Raw genomic sequence first — 17690 nt, 5'->3', positions numbered from 1 at the left:
ACGACCTGTGCAGAACCCGTTCGACGATCCCGGCCACGGAGCTGAGAAGACGCACCTGGTGCTCACGAACGCGGCCGGGGAGCGCTCCCTGTGGCCGGCGTTCGCCGAGGTGCCGGAGGGGTGGAGCGTGACGTTGGCTGCGACGACGCATGAGGCGTGCGTGGCGTATCTGGAGGGTGCCGAGGCCGCCTGACGGCTTCGGCGGTGCGTGCCGCCCCACCGGGTGAGGTGCTTTGGGGGCACTGAAGCCGGTGGGGCGGCGGACGCTTGTTTCGTGGTAGCAGGGCAGCCGTGTGTGCGTTCACGTCGTAGCCGATGAGATAGAGGTCGGTGAGACCGGTCATTCCCGCGAGTTCCTCGAAACCTAGCGGCGTGCACTTATCGGTCCCGATCAAGTGCAAATGCCGCAGGCCGGAGAGAGAGGCCAGCGGGCTCAAGTCATCCTTCGCCCTGATCCCGTACAGTCTGAGGAACTCTAGTTTGGGAATCAACGGCAAGGCGTTCAGGCCCACGCCCTCAGGGCGAGGAATTGCCAGCCAGCGTAGTCCCGTGAGGCCCGCGAGAACCGATGCCCCTCTCGTCGGCCCGCCTCCGTACAGCATGAGTTTCTCCAGACCGGGATGGACCTGGAGTACGGAGAGGTCGGCTCCTTCGCGCAGCGTGGTCACCCACACCTGCTGCAAGGGCGGAAACTCTGAGAGATACCCGAGTCCCCGTACGGGGTGATCTATTCGGAGGCGGAAAAGCGAACGCAACCGAGTTGCCGCCTGCAGCTGGCCGGAATGAGTGAGTGGCACCTTATATCCCGCCAACGGCAGCCGTGGCAGAACATTGTCGGCGTAGGCGTCTGCGTCGAAGTAGCCCCATGCGCTAATGAGTTCATTGACGACGCCCTCACGCTCGTCCCCCACGTATCCCGCCAGAAGTTCCAGACACTCCTCACCCCCGATCAGCGCCACGGTCCGTACCGTCTGCTCCGCAGCCTTCTCAGTCAGCTGCCCCAATGACCGCGGCAGCCAGCGCAGCAGGCTGGGCCCGACCGCCGCCAGCGCGGGCGGATCCGTCTTCCTCCTTGCCGGGAGCAGCTTGGTCACGGCATCGTCCAGGCGGCCCGCGAGCCCGTCCGACATGGAAGGCAGCGAGCATCCACACCCTCCTTCATGCGAACTCAGGCATTGTGGCAGCAGACACTGACAACAGGGGGCAGCATGCGAGAAGCCCCGGCCCGCTGGTAGCAGGTCGGGGCTTCCTTGCCCACTGTACCTAGTTCTTGACGTTCGCCACGAACAGCGACCAGGACGACGCCGGGAAGACCAGGGCGGGCCCGTGTGCGTCCTTGGAGTCACGGACGGGGACGACGCCGGATGACGGCACGAGGTTGCGGGCGGACTCGACGCAGTTGCCGCCGTTTCCCTGGCTGTAGCTGGACTTCTCCCATATCGCGCTTGAGAGGTCCGGGGTAGTGCTCATGGCTGTACGCCTCCAAAACATGCTGGATGAGGGTCAGGGAGTCGGCAGGTGACAGGGCGTCGGCGCGCAGTCGCTCATACGCTGCTCGCGCTTCTGCCGCTGCGTCCGTCGAGTCGTCCACCTGCCCTCGCTGATATGTCTCCTCGTACAGGATGTCGGTCCCGTCCTGTCGCGTCAGCACAATAAATGCCACGCCCGTTGACGGGGTGCCCGCCCTGAAGGGGAGGACTTGGACGGTGATGTGGGGAGACTCCGATGCCGCCAGCAGGTGCCCGAGCTGGCCCCGCATGACGTCTGTGCCGCCCACGCAAGACCACAGGACGGCCTCGTGCAGGATCACCCACAGCGACGGCGGATTGGGGGTGTCGAACAGCTCGCGCCGTCGCATGCGCTCATCCACACGCCTCTTGATCTCGACGTCCGAGTCCTGCGGGCGGGCGGACCGGAAGACGGCTTCGGCGTACTCCGGGGTTTGCAGTATGCCCATGACGAACGCGTTGGAGTAATCGCAGACGGACCGCGCCTCGCGCTCCAGCTGGAGGTAGGGAATGAACCAGGTAGGGCTTCCCGCATCGGCCGCTCGCTGGCGCATGCGCGCGTAGACGCCGGGAGTGCCGAATACCTTGTCGCACTGTTCGGCGAACTGCGCAGAAGCCAGCTGCTGCCCGCACTCCACCTTGCTGACGTACGGCTGCCGGCAGCACAGATATTCGGCAAGTTGCACCTGCGACCACCCGCGCGCCTCGCGGGCGAACTTGACCTCCAAGCCGAACTCCCCCGCAGGCGACGCGCACTCCTCGCTCATACGTTCAACTCCCCTGATTCCAAAGCGCTTTGGAATGAAAAATACTCTGGTCAGCGCGGTGGCGTGGGTGAAGTCTGAGCCTCACGGTTGATGCCCGTCCAACGGGGGCGGGACACCACGGAGGATCGAACAAATGACAACACCACCATTGATCACCTACCGGGAGGGTGTGTGGCTGGTAGACACACGCCTCGGCCAGGTGGGCCAGGTCGTGAGCACCGACGACTACCACGCCCGCTTGCGCTCACCCGACGGTGAGCGTGAATGGGACGCGATGCCGGAGGCGCTGCGCCTCGCCACCACCGACGAACGGAGGCGGGCAGCCGACCTCGCTTCCATGACCGGCAACGCACGAGAGGGGCAAACGCTGTGCTGATGCCTCCACCCATGTGGGGCCTCGACCCGCTACCCCCCGTGCCGCACACGGGCGGCCCTCCCACCTACCCGACTGTGGAGGAATGCGGCATCTGCGGCCGGTACCGGAGCGCTGTCAAACGAGCCGAAGGCACCGGCTACCTCGAGCACGCTGCCGAGTACCACAAGGCGTGGGAGGCCCACATGGCGCGCCACCCCCACAAGCCTGCCGACGACGGCGCACCCGGCGATACCTGCGCCGAGGAGACGTGATGAGCGTGATCCTTCCTGCGCAGAACCCGTGCGCCGGAGCCTGACGGCTTCGGCGTTGCCCGCCGCCCCGCCGGGCGAGGTGCTTGACCGCACCGAGGCCGGCCCGGGGCGGCCGTCAGGTGCCCTTGACGGTGAGCCCGACGTGCTGAGCCGTGGCGGGGACCGGGTCGAACAGCCAGGCAGTGCTGATCGTCACGCCGTTGAGGGCGCCCACCCCGGAGGTGATGCCCAGCGCGGCCGCCTCGCGCAGATCGACCTGGAACAGCTTGGCACGGGTGAAGTCGCCGCGGTCCAGGGTCGTTCCCGGGAAGGAGACGTCGGTCAGGGTCCCGCCGGTAGCCAAGCATCACCTACCAGTTGCACGCCAGCCTGGAAACGGCTGACTTCAGCCTTTTCGCGACCCCCACCCGATAGTCAGGAAGAACACTGTCGTCGTGGGCCAGAGCGCGCGAACTCACCGAGGTCTGCAACTTGCGCTGTGGTCACTGCTGCACCCTTTCCGGCCCCACCATGTCGCACGGCACGATGTCGCTCGCCGACTGGCGACACGTCGTCAACGACATCGCCATGCTCGGCATCCCCACCGTGCAGTTCATCGGCGGTGAGCCGACGCGGTCCCCCACCTGTCCGCCCTGATCGAGTACGCCCTCGACCGCCGGCTCACCGTCGAGGTGTACTCGCACCTCACCCACATCCGGCCCGGCCTTTGGGAGCTGTTCACCCGCAGGGGCGTTCACCTGGCCACGTCGTACTACAGCGACGATCCGGCCGAGCACGACGAGATCACTGAATCCCCCGGGAGCCACGCCCGCACCCGCGCCAATATCGTCAAGGCGCTCGACCTCGGCATCCCGCTACGGGCCGGCCTGGTCGAGATCCTCGACGGACAGCGTGTCCGGCAGGCCGAGGCCGAGCTGCGTGCCCTGGGCGTGAAGCACACGCGCATCGACCGCGTCCGCAAGGTCGGCCGCGCCGCGGCCCCCGACACACCGGCACCCGCCGTGAGCGAACTGTGCGGCCGGTGCTTCCACCAGCGGGCCGCCGTCTCTCCCAACGGAGATGTCTACGGCTGCATCCTCTCCCGCCACCTCGTCGCCGGCAACGTGAAGACGAACGGTCTCGCCAGGGTGCTCGGCGGCCCCAAGTGGGCAGAGATCGCGGAAAGTGTGCCTGCCCGTCGCAATGCCTGCCCCCCCCCCCCCCGACGACAGTGAGGATTGCGACCCTGCCAACACCGAGGCATGCCTGCCGAGTTTCCCGGACGACGGCGACGACTCATAGGAGACAGACCGAATGGACTGGGAACCACGCGCCACGGCACTCGCCGAGCGTGTCACCCACCGCTCGTCACGGTGGCGTGCTCCCGTGGCGCAGACCCACCGGCACCAGCTCGTACCCCGATGGTGGGAGCGCGGCCCCGACGGCTGGACGCTTCGGGACGGGCCGTCCGACGAGGCACGATGGCTCGACACCGCATACAGCGACAAATCCCTCGTGACCCGCGTCGGCCCCCTGCACGCCGACCTCGCCACGCCCGACGACCGCCCCACAGGCCGTCCGACATCCTCGGCCACCCTGCCGAGCCTCGTCGTCAACATGCACCGGCACGCCTACCTCGACCCCGCCGACACCCTGCTGTACGTCGGCACCGGTTCGGGGTACGGAACCGCCCTCGCCTCCCGCTACCTGGCCCACCCCGAGCAAGTGACCAGCGTGGACGTAGACTCCTATCTCGTAGAGGCCGCACGAAACCGCCTCGGCGAGATCGGCCTGCGCCCGCAAGTCGAGACCGTCGATGCAACCGGCCCCCTGCCCGTCAAGCCGGGGTCCGTCGATCGCATCGTGTCCATGGTCTCGGTTCGCACCATCCCGACGAGTTGGCTTGAGGCCCTGTGCCACGGCGGCCGGCTGGTGACGACCATCGCCGGGACGTCCCTGCTCGTCACCGCGGAGAAAGACCCGGACGGCGGCGCCACAGGCCGTGTGCAGTGGGACCGGGCCGGGTTCATGACGACTCGCCACGGCGACGACTACCCGCCCGGCCTCGACACCCTGCTCGCCACCGCGGAGGATCAGGACGGCGAAGACGTCACAACGGGGCAGTACCCGGTCGTGGACGTCGAGCAGGCATGGGACCTCGACTCCACGCTCAGCGTCACCGCCCCCGGCATCGTCCACCGCTACCACCAGGACGGCGAGAAGCGCACCGCGATCATGGCGCACGCCGACGGATCATGGGCCCGCGCCACCGCGGCCGGCACCGACCGGCCGACCGTCCACCAGAGCGGCCCCCGGCGCCTGTGGGACATCTTCGACGAGGTACGCGCCTACTGGCTCAACCACGGCGAACTGCCAGTGCGCGGCGCCCGGGTACTGATCAGCACCGAGGGACGGACGATCCTCGCCCGGGGCGGGTGGCACACCAAGCTCTGACACTCGCGCCAAGACCACCACACCCGTTAGAGGCCGCCCGCCCCGTCGGCAGGACTCGGGCCGCGCCCACATCCGGGATGATTGGGCAATGGGCGGGGTTGTAGGGCGGGGAGGGGCGCTGTTGATGGTCAGTAAGCGGTACGCGGGTGCATTGCAGCAGAAGCTCGGGCGGTCCCCAGGGTCGCGGCTGTGGGCGGCGGCGTGGATGGTCCGAGTAGATCTGTCAGGGCTGCGGAGTTACACAGCGAGCTTCCTGCGCGGCAGGACCGGCAGCCGCGAGGACCGTTACCGGGCCCGACTGGCCCGGCGATACGTCGGCTGTGGCGGACGTTATCTGAAGCTACGCGGCGGGGTGCTGGGCTGGCCGCGACCCCGACAGCGGTTCTTCCAGTACCGGCTGCGCTGGTCCGCGCGCAGGGCCACCACGAGAGACCTGACAACGCTCCTGGACACAGGCGGCTGGCGCGAGCACTTGGCCGCCACGTGGCTCATCGCGGTCGGCCGTCGCGCCGACCTCCGTGACCGGATGGCCCAGGACCTGCTGGGCGACGCTCCCTGCGGATATGGCTGGGACTACTGCACCGCCTTGGCCCGACTCGGGACGGACCAGGATGCGGGCCTGTTGCGCCGCTACCTGGACCAGGCCCTACTTCTTCCACGCCCCGTGGACGAGAGCGACAACTGGCAATGCCAGCGCGAGGCCATGGGGACGCTTCTGTATCTCGACGGCGTGCTCGGCACCAGCTATGCACAGCCGTTGCTCGCGCCGGGCGGCTTGTGGGAGCAGTGGTCCGGCGAGGAGGGCACGAACTCCTTGGAAGCGGCGCAGGAGAACGTTGCACAGTTGGTGGCTTTCGCTGCCGGCAAGGATCCTCTGGCCGGCATGCCGGCGCGATGAGTATCTTCGCGACTCGGCAGACCCCGAGCGCCGGTCACCGGATGCGGGGGCTTCTGGGGCGGGTGTCCCAGCGGTAAAGAGTCCAGGCGCGTCGGATGAGGCATCGGACGGTGACAGGGAAGGGCTCCGCCTTGGCCACCGCCCAGCTGAACACCCCGGCCCCACCCTCCGCACGCGTACCCGAACCTCGACCTCCGGCCCCCGCGACAACGGCATCCTCGGCGGAAGCTGATCAACAGCCGGCTGCGAGAAGCCCCGGCCCGCTGGTAGCAGGTCGGGGCTCCGTTCACCCCGAGCCTTGCATCATCCTGTGTCGGCGGCCAGTGGGAAGCCCCGTCGCCACCGACCGTTGTGCGAATCGGCATTTTATGCCCTCTGCCAGAGGTCAGTACGGTCGGGTTCATGGAGTGGAACTTTCAGACTGCAGAAGAACTCACGGCTGCCTTGCGTGCCGGTGAAGTGACATCGGTGGAACTGACCGACGAGGCGATCGCCCGTATCGAGCGGGACGACACGACGATCAACGCGATCTGTGTGCCGGACTTCGACCGTGCACGGGCCGCCGCGCGCGATGCCGATCAGGCGCGCGCCCGCGGTGAGGACCGGCCGCTGCTCGGCATTCCGGTGACGGTCAAGGAGTCCTACAACATCGCCGGGCTGCCCACGACCTGGGGCATGCCGCAGTACCGGGACTACATGCCGGCCGAGGACGCGGTGCAGGTGTCACGGCTCAAGGCCGCAGGCGCGGTGGTGCTCGGCAAGACCAACGTGCCCTTGGGACTGCAAGATATACAGAGCTTCAACGAGTTCTACGGCACCACCAACAACCCGTGGGACCACGGTCGCACGTCGGGTGGATCCTCCGGCGGATCGGCGGCGGCCCTGGCATCCGGGTTCGGCGTGCTGTCCATCGGCTCCGACCTCGCCGGTTCGTTGCGCACCCCCGCGCATTTCTGCGGTGTCTACGCACACAAGCCGACACTCGGGCTGGCGGCGATGCGCGGTATGGTCCCGCCGCCCGCGCCGGTATTGCCGACCGATTCTGACCTCGCCGTCGTCGGTCCGATGGCGCGCACTGCCCGCGACCTCACGCTCCTGCTCGACGTCATGGCCGGACCGGACCCGCTGACGCACGGTGTGGCATACGAGCTGACGCTGCCGCCCGCGCGCCACGAGCGGCTCGGCGACTTCCGGGTCCTGGTCATCGACGAGCATCCGCTCATTCCGACCGGGTCCGCTGTGCGGGCGGGTGTGAACCGGGTGGCCGACGCGCTTGTCGACGCCGGCGCCCGCGTTGAACGGCACAGTCCACTGCTGCCCGATCTGGCCGAAGCCGCAATGCTCTACAGGCAGTTGCTGTTTTCGGGCTCCGTTGCACGTTTTCCCGTCGAGGCGTACGAGCAGCTGCGGACCCGCGCCGCCCAACTGAGCGCGGACGACCAGAGTCTCGAAGCGGCGATGCTGCGCGGGATGGTGTTCAGCCACCGCGACTGGATCGAGGCGAACAGCCGTCGCGAGCTCCACCGTCACGGCTGGCGGCAGCTCTTCGCCGAGTTCGATGCCGTGGTGTGTCCCATCACGCCCACTCCCGCGTTCCCGCACGACCACAACCCCGATCCGAGGGAACGCCGGATCGATATCGACGGCGTCGAGTACCCGTACTTCGACCAGCTCGTCTGGGCCGGTCTGGCCACCATGCCCGGCCTGCCCGCCACCGCCATACCAACGGGCCGGTCCGCCGAGGGTCTGCCGGTGGGAGTGCAGCTCATCGGTCCGATGTTCGAGGACCGCACCCCGCTGAGGCTGGCCGAACTGCTCGAGCAGGAGATCGGCGGCTTCCAGGCACCGAAGTAGGGCGTACTACCGGGTGTCCGTCGAGGACGAGGTGCGGATGACAAACGAGGCTGGGGCCTGGTCCTGACGCTCGCGGCCTGGCACGCGGGACCGGCCATGCCGGCCGGCTGTCCAGTCACCTCGACAGCCGGATCGTGTTGGCATCAGACGCGAAGCCTTCGCGTCTGATGCCAACACCGAAGGTCCACCAGGCCGACGCCACCACCTTGACGTCACGCTTCGTAGCCGCAGTGGCCGCCAGGTGTGCGCCGGCTGCCGGACCGTCCCGTCTGACCAGGTACAACGGGCAAGCGAATTGGGTTCGCCGGCAGCAGCGGCCGCCGTTAGGCTGCGCGCTGTGACTGAGGAACTTGAGCTGCGGACGTTTCAGGTGCGAGACATGTGCGCGGAATTGCGCGAACTGCGCATGTGGGATGACCTCGAAGGGATGATCGAGGGGACGCCCCACCTGCATCGCCGGTTCAGGATGATGCAGTTGGAGAAGCAGCTCGCCGGTACGTCCGGTCTGTACATCCATGACCTGGACGGCATCCGGGCCGATGCGGCCGCGCGGGTGGACACCTGGCTGCCACGGGCCAGGGTGCATGCCCGGCTGAGCGCATTCTGGCGCCCCCCGGGAGTGACCGATCACGGCCACAGCGAGCTGTCCGTGGTGTGGTTCCAGCAGCCGGGTGAGGACCCCTTCAGCCGACTGGCCGAGATCGTGCGACCGTTGGACTGGACTGCGCTCGCCCGGTTCGAGCCGGACGATTACTAGCGGCTCGGCTCAAGCGGCACCGATTTCCTCCGTCGCCTGCGCCTTCCGGCCGGAGCCTCAGACAGAGGCAGCTTCGAGGAGGGTCTGGGCGGCGGCGGTGCGGGCGCAGAGGACCGAGCGGCCGGCACGGTGGGCGCTGACCAGGCCCGCATTGCGTAGCGCGGTGAGGTACTGGGACACCCCGGCCGGAGAGAGGCCGGTGCGGCGGGCCAGTACGGCAGGGTGGCCGGACCGTCTTCCGGCATGACATCGGCCACGCGGGCGCGGCCCGGACGCCGGGTCTGCGGGTGTGGGAACTGCTCGACACAACCTGAGCTCAAGGCCTGTCGGGGGGCGCAGCCGCCGGGTTGATCACCGTGCCGGGCGGCGGTCGGGCAGGTCGGCCGAGTCGAACCTCGGCAGCGCGTGGTGCATGCGAGTCGCCTTGGAGAACAGGCCGCGGACACCGGCCGACAGCGCCCACACCAAGAGGGGGAACGCCGCTACCCGCTCCATGCCTCCCATCCCCAGTCCGAGATAGCGCTGGGAGAGAAAGAGTCCGAAGGCCGTTATGGCCGTCACTCCCAGCAGGCTGGTCGCCCAGCGCAGCGGACCCGGCACATCGTCCGCCAGGCCGACTCCCGCCAGCACAAGACCGACGTTGCCCAGGGCCATGATGAGCAGCGCACCCAGGACATGCTGGTTCTCGTGGACGTCCGCGGGTGCCAGCCCGGCCAGCACGAATCCCACGCCGGCGCAGGCCAGCAGGCACCGGGCCACGATCGCGGTCGCGCCTCTGCGCCACAGAGCCCCGGCGAAGACGACGCCGACGACGAGGAGCATTCCCAAAGCGATGAACGAGGCGTTCATCAGGCCGTGTTCAGGCGAGCAGATGTATCGCGGCTCAGGTTCCGGCTGCATGGCGCAGTGAGCATTACCCAAGTCACTGATGTTGTTCCGCGCCCAACTGTATGGCCTGGTCCAGGATGACTCGACGATCACGTGGGCCACAAAGAACTGCACCACACCTGCGACCCACGCGACGTATCCGATCCGAGCCTTCAACTATCCACCTTCTCTCGCACGATTCTTGTGCGAACAGCGGATCATGAACGGCCGGCCTCGGACACTCCGACGAGCCCCCGGGCACGAGGTAGGGCAAACCCTATGTGCAGCCACGCATCAGGGGTTCACGTGGTTACTTCAGGTCGGAGAGAAGCTCGTCAAGTGCCTTCCGCAGAGCGTCGGAGTTGGCTGCGTCCAACCACGTGGTGCGGATGCGTTCGTTGATTCCCTTCGGTGTCTCGTGGTCGGCCGCGAGCTGGTGCGGGGAGCGGCTCTCGTCGCCCAAGGCGCGCCCGACGCCCTGGAAGAGGCTGCGGATGTAACGGTCCGCGTCCTCGGGCGGAACGCCCTGCCGGCCGGCCCAAGCGGTCAGTGTGGCCAGGTACCAGTAATGGGTGGTCAGCGTGGCAATCCTGGTGAAGCAAGCCGTGACCCAGCGTGAGTGGGCAGAGCGGATGGCTGACACCGGCCCGTCAGCTTGAGGCTGGGGCGGGAGTCAGCGCCCAGCTGAACACCCCCGACCCCACCCCCCGCACCCGGACCTCAAGCTCCGGCCCACGCAGCCCCCGCGGCCGCATGCGGAACCCCCCGCACACCGGTCGGGCCGCGATGCCCAGCAGGTTCGTCGGGGCCTCCCCCTCCGGCAGTAGCACCGAAAACGCCTTGAACGCCGACTCCTTGGCCGAGAACGCCGCCATCAGGTCGTACTCGTCCGTCACCCGCGCTGCTTCGTCCGCCGTGAGGACCACATGCGCCGCCTCTCGCGGCAGCCCCCGCAGCTCCAAGTCGCAGCCCAGTGCCCGGAAGCGCGAGGCAGGTGCCGCCACCGCCACGGCCAGGCCGGCGGAGTGGCTGATGGAGCCTACGCAGCCTTCGGGGAAGCGGGGGCGGCGGCCCGCACTGAGCAGGATCTCCCCCGCCGGGAGGCCCGCCTCCCCCAGCGCCCGTCGCGCCGCGCAGCGCCCCGCCAGGAAGTCCCGGCGCCGGGGGGCGAGCATCGCCTCCGCCAGCTCTTTCTCGCCCGGGCCCGCCGGTTCGCCCGCCGTGGCGATGCCCAGCGCGATGCCGGACGCGCCGAGGACCGGGCGCAGGCGGAGCAGTTCGTGCTCCGTCCGTGCCCGGTCCTCGGCGGCGGCCGCGCCGCCCATCAGGCGTGCAGCAGCTTCTTGAGGATCTTCCCGGCCGGGTTCCGCGGCACCTCGTCGATGAACTCGATGCGCCGCGGCCGCTTGTACGGGGCCAGGTGCTCGGCCGCGTGCCGCAGTAGTTCGGCCGCGCCGATCCCGGACTCGGCCACCACGAAGGCCAGCGGGACCTCGCCGTAGTCCGCGTCCGGCACCCCGATCACGGCCGCGTCGTGCACCCCGGGGTGCAGGCGCAGCGCCCGTTCGATCTCCGTGGGGTAGACGTTCTGCCCGGCCCGGATGATGAGGTCCTTGCTCCGGTCCACCAGGTGGATGCGACCCTCGCGGTCGATGAACCCCAGGTCGCCGGTGCGGATCCAGCCGTTGACGGTGATCTCGGCGGTGGCGGCCTCGTTGTCCCAGTAGCCGCGCATGACGCCGGGGCCGCGGACCACGATCTCGCCGATCGTGCCGGGCTCGGCCTCCTCGCCGTGCTGATCCAGCGCGCGGGCGGACATCCCCGGGATGACGCGTCCGCTGGGGATCCGCTCGGGCATGTCCCCGGGGGCGGGGTGCTCCTCGGGGCCGAGCGTGACGAACGGGCCGCCGACCTCGGTCATGCCGTAGACCTGGCGGAAGCCGCAGCCGATCCGCTCGACGGCCTCGGTGTAGGTCTCGACGGGCATCGGCGCGGCGCCGTAGAGCACCTCGCGCAGCGTCGAGAGGTCGGTGGTGTCCACCGCCTTGGCCTGGAGCATGAAGCGGAGCATCTGCGGGACGAGCCAGATGTGGGTGGCGCGGTTGGCCTCGACGGCCGCCAGTGCCGTCTGCGGCTTGAAGCCCGGCATCAGCACCACGGTCGCGCCCGCGGCCATGTACGTCAGCGAGACGACCATGCTGCCGTGGTAGAGCGGGCAGCAGTTCACCAGCACCATGTCGTCGGCGGGGCGGGCCACGGCGAGCCAGCCGAGGGCGATGGCGCGGAACGAGGCGTGGTCGACCGTGACGCCCTTGGCCTGACCGGTGGTGGCCGAGGTGTGGAGGATTGCCGCCGGGGTGTCGTCGGCCAGGTCGGGGAGGGTGAGGTGATCGTCCTCCTCCTCGCCGCCCAGACCGGTGAACTCCTCGCTCTCCACGGCGATGCGCAGCCGGACCGGCAGGTCCGGGTGGCGGTCGAGCAGGGCGCCCTCGCCGATCACCGCGACGGCCCCGGTGCGCTCGGCGATGCCGCTGACCTCGGCCGGGGTGAGGCTGTGGTTGAGCGGGACGAACAGCGCGCCGAGGCGGGCCAGTGCGAAGTACGTCTCCATGACCTCGATGCGGTCCAGCGACAGCACCGCGACGCGGTCACCCCGCCGGATGCCCAGACCGGCGAGTCCACGGGCGAGCCGGACGGTCCGGTCGTGGAACTCGGCCCAGGTGACCGAGCGGTGCTCGTCCACCAGGGCGGTCCGGTCGGGGAAGCACTGGCGGTTGCGCTCCGCCAGCTGGATCAGCCACATCACACGCCGTCCGGCTGCGCGGCGGCGGCACCGCTGCGCTCGGCCACGAAGCGCTCGTAGTCGGCGATGGTGGACAGCTTGTCCATGTCCTCGGCGGTGACCTCGACGCCGGTGCGCTGCTCGATGAGGAGGATCAGGCGCACCAGGTCCCCGGAGTCGATGCCGCTCGCGCTGAGGTCGGCGTCGTCACCGATGCTCTCGGCGAACTCCGGCGTGCCGGTCAGCTCGACGAGCATCTCCCGTACGGTGCTCATGTGCGTTGCCTTGCCTTTCGTCGCAGTGCCACGGGTGTCGTCCCCCGGGCCCGCCGAACTCGCCCCTGGCGGGGCGCCGGTGGCGGGGACCGACACTGAATAGTGAGGCGCCTGCGGCCCCGCACACTCCCCGCTCCTTTCGTGACCTTCATCACGGTGCCGATTTCGGGACCGGATGGAATGAAGTGCCGGGGGACCCACTCTTCCTTCTCCGAGAGCTTCTCCGGGAGCTTCTCCACGAGGCACTGCCGTCCGGCAGTTGGAGAGAAGGAGTGAGCCAGTTGCGATCGGCCGACCCCGCCAGGGCGGACGGCGCCCTGGACGACCAGGAGCGCCTCGACGAGCAGCGTCTCGGCGAGCACTTCGAGGAGTTGCTGGCCGCCGGCGAACAGATCGAGCCCCGGGACTGGATGCCGGACGGCTACCGGCGCATGCTGCTCCGGCAGCTCGCCCAGCACGCCCACTCCGAGATCATCGGCATGCAGCCGGAGGGCGCCTGGCTGACCCGGGCCCCCACGCTGCACCGCAAGGCGAGCCTGCTGGCGAAGGTGCAGGACGAGGCCGGGCACGGGCTGTACCTCTACTCCGCGGCGGAGACCCTGGGCACGAGCCGCCGCGAGCTGCTGGACGCCCTGCACAGCGGGCACCAGCGCTACGCGGCCACGTTCAACTACCCGGCCCTGACCTGGGCGGACACGGGCGCGATCGCCTGGCTGACGGACGGCGCGGCCGTGGTCAACCAGGTGCCGCTGTGCCGCACGTCGTACGGGCCGTACGCGCGGGCGATGCGACGGGTGTGCCAGGAGGAGGCGTTCCACGTCCGGCAGGGCTACGACGTGCTGTGGTCGCTGTGCCGGGGCACCCCGGAGCAGAAGGAGATGGCCCAGGACGCCGTCAACCGCTGGTGGCTGCCCGCGGTGGCCCTGATGTTCGGGCCGCCGGACACCACGGCGGGCGGCGCGGACGACCGAACCGCGGCCATGGGTGCGGCGGTCACCCGGCGCTCCATGGCCTGGGGCATCAAGCGGCACACCAACGACGAGCTGCGGCAGCGGTTCGTGGACAACTGTGTGCCGCAGGCCGAGCGGCTCGGCGTGACCCTGCCCGACCCAGCGATCCGCTGGAACGAGGAGCGGGGCCACTACGACTTCAGCCCGATCGACTGGCAGTTGTTCCGGGACGCGCTCGCCGACAATTCGCAGTGCGCCCGGCAGCGGCTGGCGCACCGGGTGGCGGCGCACGAGAACGGTGCCTGGGTGCGCGAGGCCCTCGACGCCTATGCGGCACGTGAGGCGCGTGAGGCACACGAGGAAGAGGAAAGGCAGCCGGCATGAACGAGCGGTCCGCACGGGCGCAGACTCCGTGGGAGGTGTTCATCAGGCCCCGGCGTGGCCTCTCCCACCAGCACGTGGGCTCGGTCCACGGCGCAGACGCCGACATGGCGCTGGCCAACGCCCGGGATCTGTACACGCGCCGGGGGGACTCGGTGTCCATCTGGGTGGTGCGCTCCGACGCGGTGCGCGCCTCCTCGCCGAGCGAGAAGGATCCCCTCTTCAGCAACGCCGCCGACAAGCCGTACCGCTACCCGGAGCACTACGTGGAGCTGAACGAGGGCGGCGGCCATGACGAGTAGCGGCAGCGGGACGACGACGGCGGAGCCGCGGCCGGACGTCGCCGCGTACGCGCTGCGGCTGGGCGACGACGCGCTGATCCTCAGCCAGCGGCTGTGCGCCTGGGTGACCAACGCGCCCACCATCGAGGAGGACCTGGCGGTCTCCAACATCGCCCTGGACCTGCTCGGCCACGCCCGGACCCTGCTCTCCCTCGCCGGCGAGCTGGACGGCACCGGCCGCAGCGAGGACGACCTCGCCTACCTCCGCACGGAGCGCGAGTTCCGCAACGCCCTGCTGGTGGAACTCCCCAACGGCGACTTCGCGGTGACCATCGCCCGGCAGCTGGCGTACACGGTGTACAGCAGGCTGCTCTGCACCGAGCTGGCGGAGACGGCCCACCCCGTGCTGGCGGCCTTCGCCGCCCGGGCGGTCAAGGAGGTGGAGTACCACCTGATGCACGCCTCGCAGTGGACCGTGCGCCTGGGCCGGGGCACCGCCGAGAGCCGGCGCCGGATGCAGGCGGGGCTCGACCACGTGTGGCCGTACACGGCCGAGCTGTTCGAGGACGACGAGCTGGTGGGCCGCCTCGACGCCGAGGGCGTCGCAGTCGCCCCGGCCCGGCTGCGCCAGGCGTGGGAGAAGGAGACGGCCGCCGTGCTGGCGGACGCCGGGCTGACCGTCCCCACCGCGCGCTGGCAGGCGACCGGCGGGCGGGCCGGGCTGCACACCGAGGCGTTCGCCCCGCTGCTGTCCGAGCTGCAGTCGGTCCACCGTCAGTACCCGGGGGGCACCTGGTGAGCGCCGCGACCCGGCTGCCGGCCGACCTGGTCCGGGAGCAGGTGGACACCGTGCCGGACCCGGAGATGCCCATGGTCACCCTGGCCGACCTGGGGGTGATCCGGGCGGTGGAGACGGCGGCGGACGGCGTCCTGGAGGTCGTCGTCACCCCGACCTTCATGGGCTGCCCGGCGATGCCCGCGATCGAGGCCGAACTGCGGGCCGTACTGGCGGACTGCGGCCATCCGGACGGGCGGGTGCGGCAGGTGCTGGCGCCCGCCTGGTCCAGCGACTGGATCAGCGAGGAGGGCCGCCGCAAGCTCGCCGAGCACGGCATCGTGCCCCCGGGCGACTCCCGGGCGCCGCTGCAGGTGCGGCTGGGCTTCGGCCTCACGTGCCCCAACTGCGGCTCCTCGGCGACCCGGCCGCAGAGCCCGTTCGGGGCGACCCGCTGCCAGGCCGTCATGGTGTGCACCGCATGCCAGGAGAACTTCGCGCACATGAAGGCGATGTGACGAGCAGTCATGACAACGGTCACGACGATGGACGACATCGGGACCCCCGAGCACGAGTCCGGCGAGCCTGGCGAGTCCGGGGCGGGCGCCCCGCGCGCGACCGGCTGGCACCGGCTGCGCGTCGCGAGCGTGGAGCGGCTCACCGACGAGGCCGTGGCGATCGGCCTGGACGTGCCGGAGCCGCTGGCGGACGCCTTCGCCCACACCGCCGGGCAGCATGTGACCGTCCGGCACGTGCTGGACGGCAGGGAGCTGCGGCGCAGCTACTCGGTCTGCCTCCCGCCCACCGAGCGCAGCGGGCTGCGCCTGGTGGTCAAGCGCCTGGGCGACGGCGGCTTCGCGGAGTACGCCACGACCTCCCTGGCCGCCGGTGACACCCTCGAACTCGCGCCGCCCACCGGTGACTTCCGGCTGGCGGACCGCCCCGGGGCGCACCACGTGCTGGTCGCGGGCGGCAGCGGCATCACCCCGCTGCTGAGCATGGCCGCGGCCGCCCTGCGGGACGACCCGGAGTGCCGCGTCTCGCTGGTCTACGCCAACCAGACGTCGAGATCGGCGCTGCTGGCGGACGAGCTGGCCGACCTCAAGGACGCCCACGTCGACCGATTCTTCGTCCTGTACGTGCTCTCGCAGGAACTGCGGGAGGCCGAGCTGCTCTCCGGGCGGGTCGACGGCGGGCGGCTGCCCAGGCTGCTGAGCCTGCTCGGCGCCGACCCCGGCGACGAAACGTTCTTCTACCTGTGCGGGCCCTGGGGCCTGGTCGAGACGGTCCGCGAGGCGCTCGTCGCCTGGGGCGCCGGCCCGGGGCAGGTGCGCTTCGAGCTGTTCTCCGCAGACGGCGAGCCCCAGGAGCAGCCGGCCGCCGAACGCCGGGCCCGCCCGGGGCGGATCACCGCGCGCCTGGCCGGCCGGACCACCGTCACCACCATGGAGCCCGAGGACGCCGTGGTGCTGGACGCGGTCCTGCGCGCCCGGCCCGAGACGCCGTACTCCTGCCGCGACGGCCTGTGCGGCAGCTGCCGCGCCAAGGTCGTCTCGGGCTCGGTCGCCCTCGGCCGCCAGTACGCGCTCGGCGAGGCCGAACTGGCCGCGGGCTACACGCTGACGTGCCGCGCCCGCCCGGAGTCGGACGAGGTCTCGCTCGACTTCGACGCCTGACCACCGCAGCAACCGCAGCAACCGCAAACCCCGCCACACCTATGGCCATAGGCCACACCACGCAGCAGACGAAAGGGACAATGACCGTGGGCACGCTTTCCGACAAGACGGCGCTGGTCACCGGCGGCAGCCGGGGCATCGGCCGGAGCATCTCGCTCCGGCTGGCCCGGGAGGGCGCGCTGGTGGCCGTCCACTACGGACACGACGCGGCTGCCGCCAAGGAGACCGTGGCCCGGATCGAGGAGGCGGGCGGGCGGGCGTTCGCGGTCGAGGCCGAGCTGGGCGTCCCCGGGGACGCCGCCGCGCTCTGGGCCGCGTTCGACGAGGGCCTGGCGCGGTACGGCGCCGGGGCCGGGCTGGACGTCCTGGTCAACAACGCCGGCATCACGCTCCCCAAGCGCATCGCCGACGTGACCGACGAGGACTACGACCGGGTCTTCGCGATCAACACCAAGGCGCCGTTCTTCATCGTCCAGCAGGGCCTGGAGCGGCTCCGGGACGGCGGCCGGATCATCAACATCTCATCCGGCGTCACCCGCATCGCCCTCCCGCACATCGTGGCCTACTCGATGACCAAGGGCGCCCTGGACACCCTCACCCGCACGCTGGCCAAGCAGCTGGCGCCGCGCGGCATCACGGTCAACGGCGTGGCCCCCGGCACCGTCGAGACCGACATCAACCCGACCCTGCAGGACCCCCGGACGCGGGCCGCGCTGGCATCCCTCTCGGCCTTCGACCGGATCGGTGCTCCGGCGGACATCGCCGACGTCGTGGCCTTCGTGGCGGGCGACGACGCCCGCTGGGTCACCGGGCAGGTGCTGGACGCGACCGGGGGCGCCCTCCTGGGCCCGTGACCGGC

Annotated in this window: 22 protein-coding genes and 2 pseudogenes; 15 read left to right on the top strand and 9 right to left on the bottom strand. The window is 70.1% G+C overall.

The genetic code is table 11. The annotated features are described in order from the left end of the window. Positions 1–7: 7 nt before the first annotated feature. Positions 8–193 carry an MbtH family protein gene (locus AC1Z4A_RS28240; RefSeq protein WP_483682684.1) on the top strand — a complete coding sequence of 62 codons (186 nt, stop codon included), beginning with the start codon at positions 8–10 and terminating at the stop codon, positions 191–193. 1070 nt (positions 194–1263) lie between these two features. Here AC1Z4A_RS28240 and AC1Z4A_RS28235 read toward each other — a convergent pair. After that, positions 1264–1377: pseudogene (locus AC1Z4A_RS28235) on the bottom strand (DUF397 domain-containing protein); the annotation flags it as partial. Then, positions 1343–2275 carry a helix-turn-helix domain-containing protein gene (locus AC1Z4A_RS28230; RefSeq protein ID WP_483682683.1) on the bottom strand — a complete coding sequence of 311 codons (933 nt, stop codon included), beginning with the start codon at positions 2273–2275 and terminating at the stop codon, positions 1343–1345. The pseudogene AC1Z4A_RS28235 and the gene AC1Z4A_RS28230, both read right to left, overlap by 35 nt. A 133-nt stretch (positions 2276–2408) precedes the next feature. Here AC1Z4A_RS28230 and AC1Z4A_RS28225 point away from each other — a divergent pair, with 133 nt between their 5' ends. Continuing rightward, positions 2409–2651 carry a hypothetical protein gene (locus tag AC1Z4A_RS28225; protein WP_483682682.1) on the top strand — a complete coding sequence of 81 codons (243 nt, stop codon included), beginning with the start codon at positions 2409–2411 and terminating at the stop codon, positions 2649–2651. Beyond that, on the top strand, positions 2651–2902 hold the full coding sequence (locus tag AC1Z4A_RS28220) for a hypothetical protein (RefSeq protein ID WP_483682681.1): 252 nt from the start codon (positions 2651–2653) through the stop codon (positions 2900–2902). The genes AC1Z4A_RS28225 and AC1Z4A_RS28220 overlap by 1 nt, the downstream gene beginning before the upstream one ends. A gap of 115 nt (positions 2903–3017) precedes the next feature. On the opposite strand, the gene AC1Z4A_RS28215 is transcribed toward AC1Z4A_RS28220, so the two are convergent. Continuing rightward, positions 3018–3245 (bottom strand): hypothetical protein, encoded by a 228-nt coding sequence (locus tag AC1Z4A_RS28215; RefSeq protein ID WP_483682680.1) that lies wholly within the window; start codon positions 3243–3245, stop codon positions 3018–3020. Positions 3246–3412: 167 nt separating this feature from the next. Between AC1Z4A_RS28215 and AC1Z4A_RS28210 the strand changes: the two genes are divergently transcribed. The 6 genes from AC1Z4A_RS28210 to AC1Z4A_RS28185 all read left to right on the top strand — a co-directional run bounded on the left by AC1Z4A_RS28210 (position 3413) and on the right by AC1Z4A_RS28185 (position 8844). Beyond that, positions 3413–3538 carry a hypothetical protein gene (locus AC1Z4A_RS28210; RefSeq protein ID WP_483682679.1) on the top strand — a complete coding sequence of 42 codons (126 nt, stop codon included), beginning with the start codon at positions 3413–3415 and terminating at the stop codon, positions 3536–3538. 35 nt (positions 3539–3573) lie between these two features. Continuing rightward, a complete protein-coding gene (locus AC1Z4A_RS28205; protein WP_483682678.1) occupies positions 3574–4116 on the top strand; it encodes an SPASM domain-containing protein in 543 nt (180 codons plus the stop codon). 79 nt (positions 4117–4195) lie between these two features. Next, the gene (locus AC1Z4A_RS28200; RefSeq protein WP_483682677.1) at positions 4196–5335 is read left to right on the top strand and encodes a methyltransferase domain-containing protein; all 1140 of its coding nucleotides are present in this window, start codon (positions 4196–4198) and stop codon (positions 5333–5335) included. A 151-nt stretch (positions 5336–5486) separates the two neighbouring features. After that, positions 5487–6233, top strand: coding sequence for a DUF6000 family protein (locus AC1Z4A_RS28195; RefSeq protein WP_483682676.1), 747 nt, complete (start codon positions 5487–5489; stop codon positions 6231–6233). Positions 6234–6635: 402 nt separating this feature from the next. Continuing rightward, positions 6636–8087, top strand: a complete 1452-nt coding sequence (locus tag AC1Z4A_RS28190) for an amidase (protein WP_483682675.1) — start codon at positions 6636–6638, stop codon at positions 8085–8087. Between the two features lie 337 nt (positions 8088–8424). Beyond that, positions 8425–8844 (top strand): hypothetical protein, encoded by a 420-nt coding sequence (locus AC1Z4A_RS28185; RefSeq protein WP_483682674.1) that lies wholly within the window; start codon positions 8425–8427, stop codon positions 8842–8844. A 57-nt stretch (positions 8845–8901) separates the two neighbouring features. Here the strand turns inward: AC1Z4A_RS28185 and AC1Z4A_RS28180 are convergent. The 6 genes and pseudogenes from AC1Z4A_RS28180 to AC1Z4A_RS28155 form a co-directional block, all read right to left on the bottom strand. Next, positions 8902–9057: pseudogene (locus AC1Z4A_RS28180) on the bottom strand (ArsR family transcriptional regulator); the annotation flags it as partial. A 138-nt stretch (positions 9058–9195) separates the two neighbouring features. After that, on the bottom strand, positions 9196–9846 hold the full coding sequence (locus AC1Z4A_RS28175) for a DUF998 domain-containing protein (protein WP_483683759.1): 651 nt from the start codon (positions 9844–9846) through the stop codon (positions 9196–9198). Positions 9847–10021: 175 nt separating this feature from the next. Further along, complete coding sequence (locus AC1Z4A_RS28170) at positions 10022–10354, bottom strand: hypothetical protein (RefSeq protein ID WP_483682673.1); 333 nt, start codon at positions 10352–10354, stop codon at positions 10022–10024. A 7-nt stretch (positions 10355–10361) separates the two neighbouring features. Next, complete coding sequence (locus AC1Z4A_RS28165) at positions 10362–11036, bottom strand: 4'-phosphopantetheinyl transferase family protein (RefSeq protein ID WP_483682672.1); 675 nt, start codon at positions 11034–11036, stop codon at positions 10362–10364. Then, a complete protein-coding gene (locus AC1Z4A_RS28160; RefSeq protein ID WP_483682671.1) occupies positions 11036–12514 on the bottom strand; it encodes a class I adenylate-forming enzyme family protein in 1479 nt (492 codons plus the stop codon). The genes AC1Z4A_RS28165 and AC1Z4A_RS28160 overlap by 1 nt, the downstream gene beginning before the upstream one ends. Then, positions 12514–12768 carry an acyl carrier protein gene (locus AC1Z4A_RS28155; RefSeq protein WP_483682670.1) on the bottom strand — a complete coding sequence of 85 codons (255 nt, stop codon included), beginning with the start codon at positions 12766–12768 and terminating at the stop codon, positions 12514–12516. Before AC1Z4A_RS28155 ends, AC1Z4A_RS28160 begins: the two co-directional genes overlap by 1 nt. Before the next feature lie 317 nt (positions 12769–13085). Here AC1Z4A_RS28155 and paaA point away from each other — a divergent pair, with 317 nt between their 5' ends. The 6 genes from paaA (at position 13086) to AC1Z4A_RS28125 (ending at position 17685) form a co-directional block, all read left to right on the top strand. Further along, entirely contained in the window at positions 13086–14102 is a 1017-nt protein-coding gene (gene paaA, locus AC1Z4A_RS28150; RefSeq protein WP_483683758.1) for a 1,2-phenylacetyl-CoA epoxidase subunit PaaA, read from the top strand. Beyond that, the gene (gene paaB / locus AC1Z4A_RS28145; RefSeq protein ID WP_483682669.1) at positions 14099–14401 is read left to right on the top strand and encodes a 1,2-phenylacetyl-CoA epoxidase subunit PaaB; all 303 of its coding nucleotides are present in this window, start codon (positions 14099–14101) and stop codon (positions 14399–14401) included. Before paaA ends, paaB begins: the two co-directional genes overlap by 4 nt. After that, positions 14391–15179, top strand: coding sequence for a 1,2-phenylacetyl-CoA epoxidase subunit PaaC (paaC, locus tag AC1Z4A_RS28140; protein ID WP_483682668.1), 789 nt, complete (start codon positions 14391–14393; stop codon positions 15177–15179). Before paaB ends, paaC begins: the two co-directional genes overlap by 11 nt. Next, the gene (gene paaD, locus AC1Z4A_RS28135) at positions 15176–15673 is read left to right on the top strand and encodes a 1,2-phenylacetyl-CoA epoxidase subunit PaaD (RefSeq protein ID WP_483682667.1); all 498 of its coding nucleotides are present in this window, start codon (positions 15176–15178) and stop codon (positions 15671–15673) included. The genes paaC and paaD overlap by 4 nt, the downstream gene beginning before the upstream one ends. Positions 15674–15682: 9 nt before the next feature. Further along, positions 15683–16831, top strand: coding sequence for a 2Fe-2S iron-sulfur cluster-binding protein (locus AC1Z4A_RS28130; RefSeq protein WP_483682666.1), 1149 nt, complete (start codon positions 15683–15685; stop codon positions 16829–16831). An 80-nt stretch (positions 16832–16911) separates the two neighbouring features. Beyond that, positions 16912–17685 (top strand): SDR family oxidoreductase, encoded by a 774-nt coding sequence (locus AC1Z4A_RS28125; protein WP_483682665.1) that lies wholly within the window; start codon positions 16912–16914, stop codon positions 17683–17685. The last annotated feature ends 5 nt before the right edge of the window (positions 17686–17690 follow it).

This window comes from Streptomyces sp. 17_S59, assembly GCF_056930295.1.
This window is presented reverse-complemented; position numbering and strand designations above follow the sequence as displayed.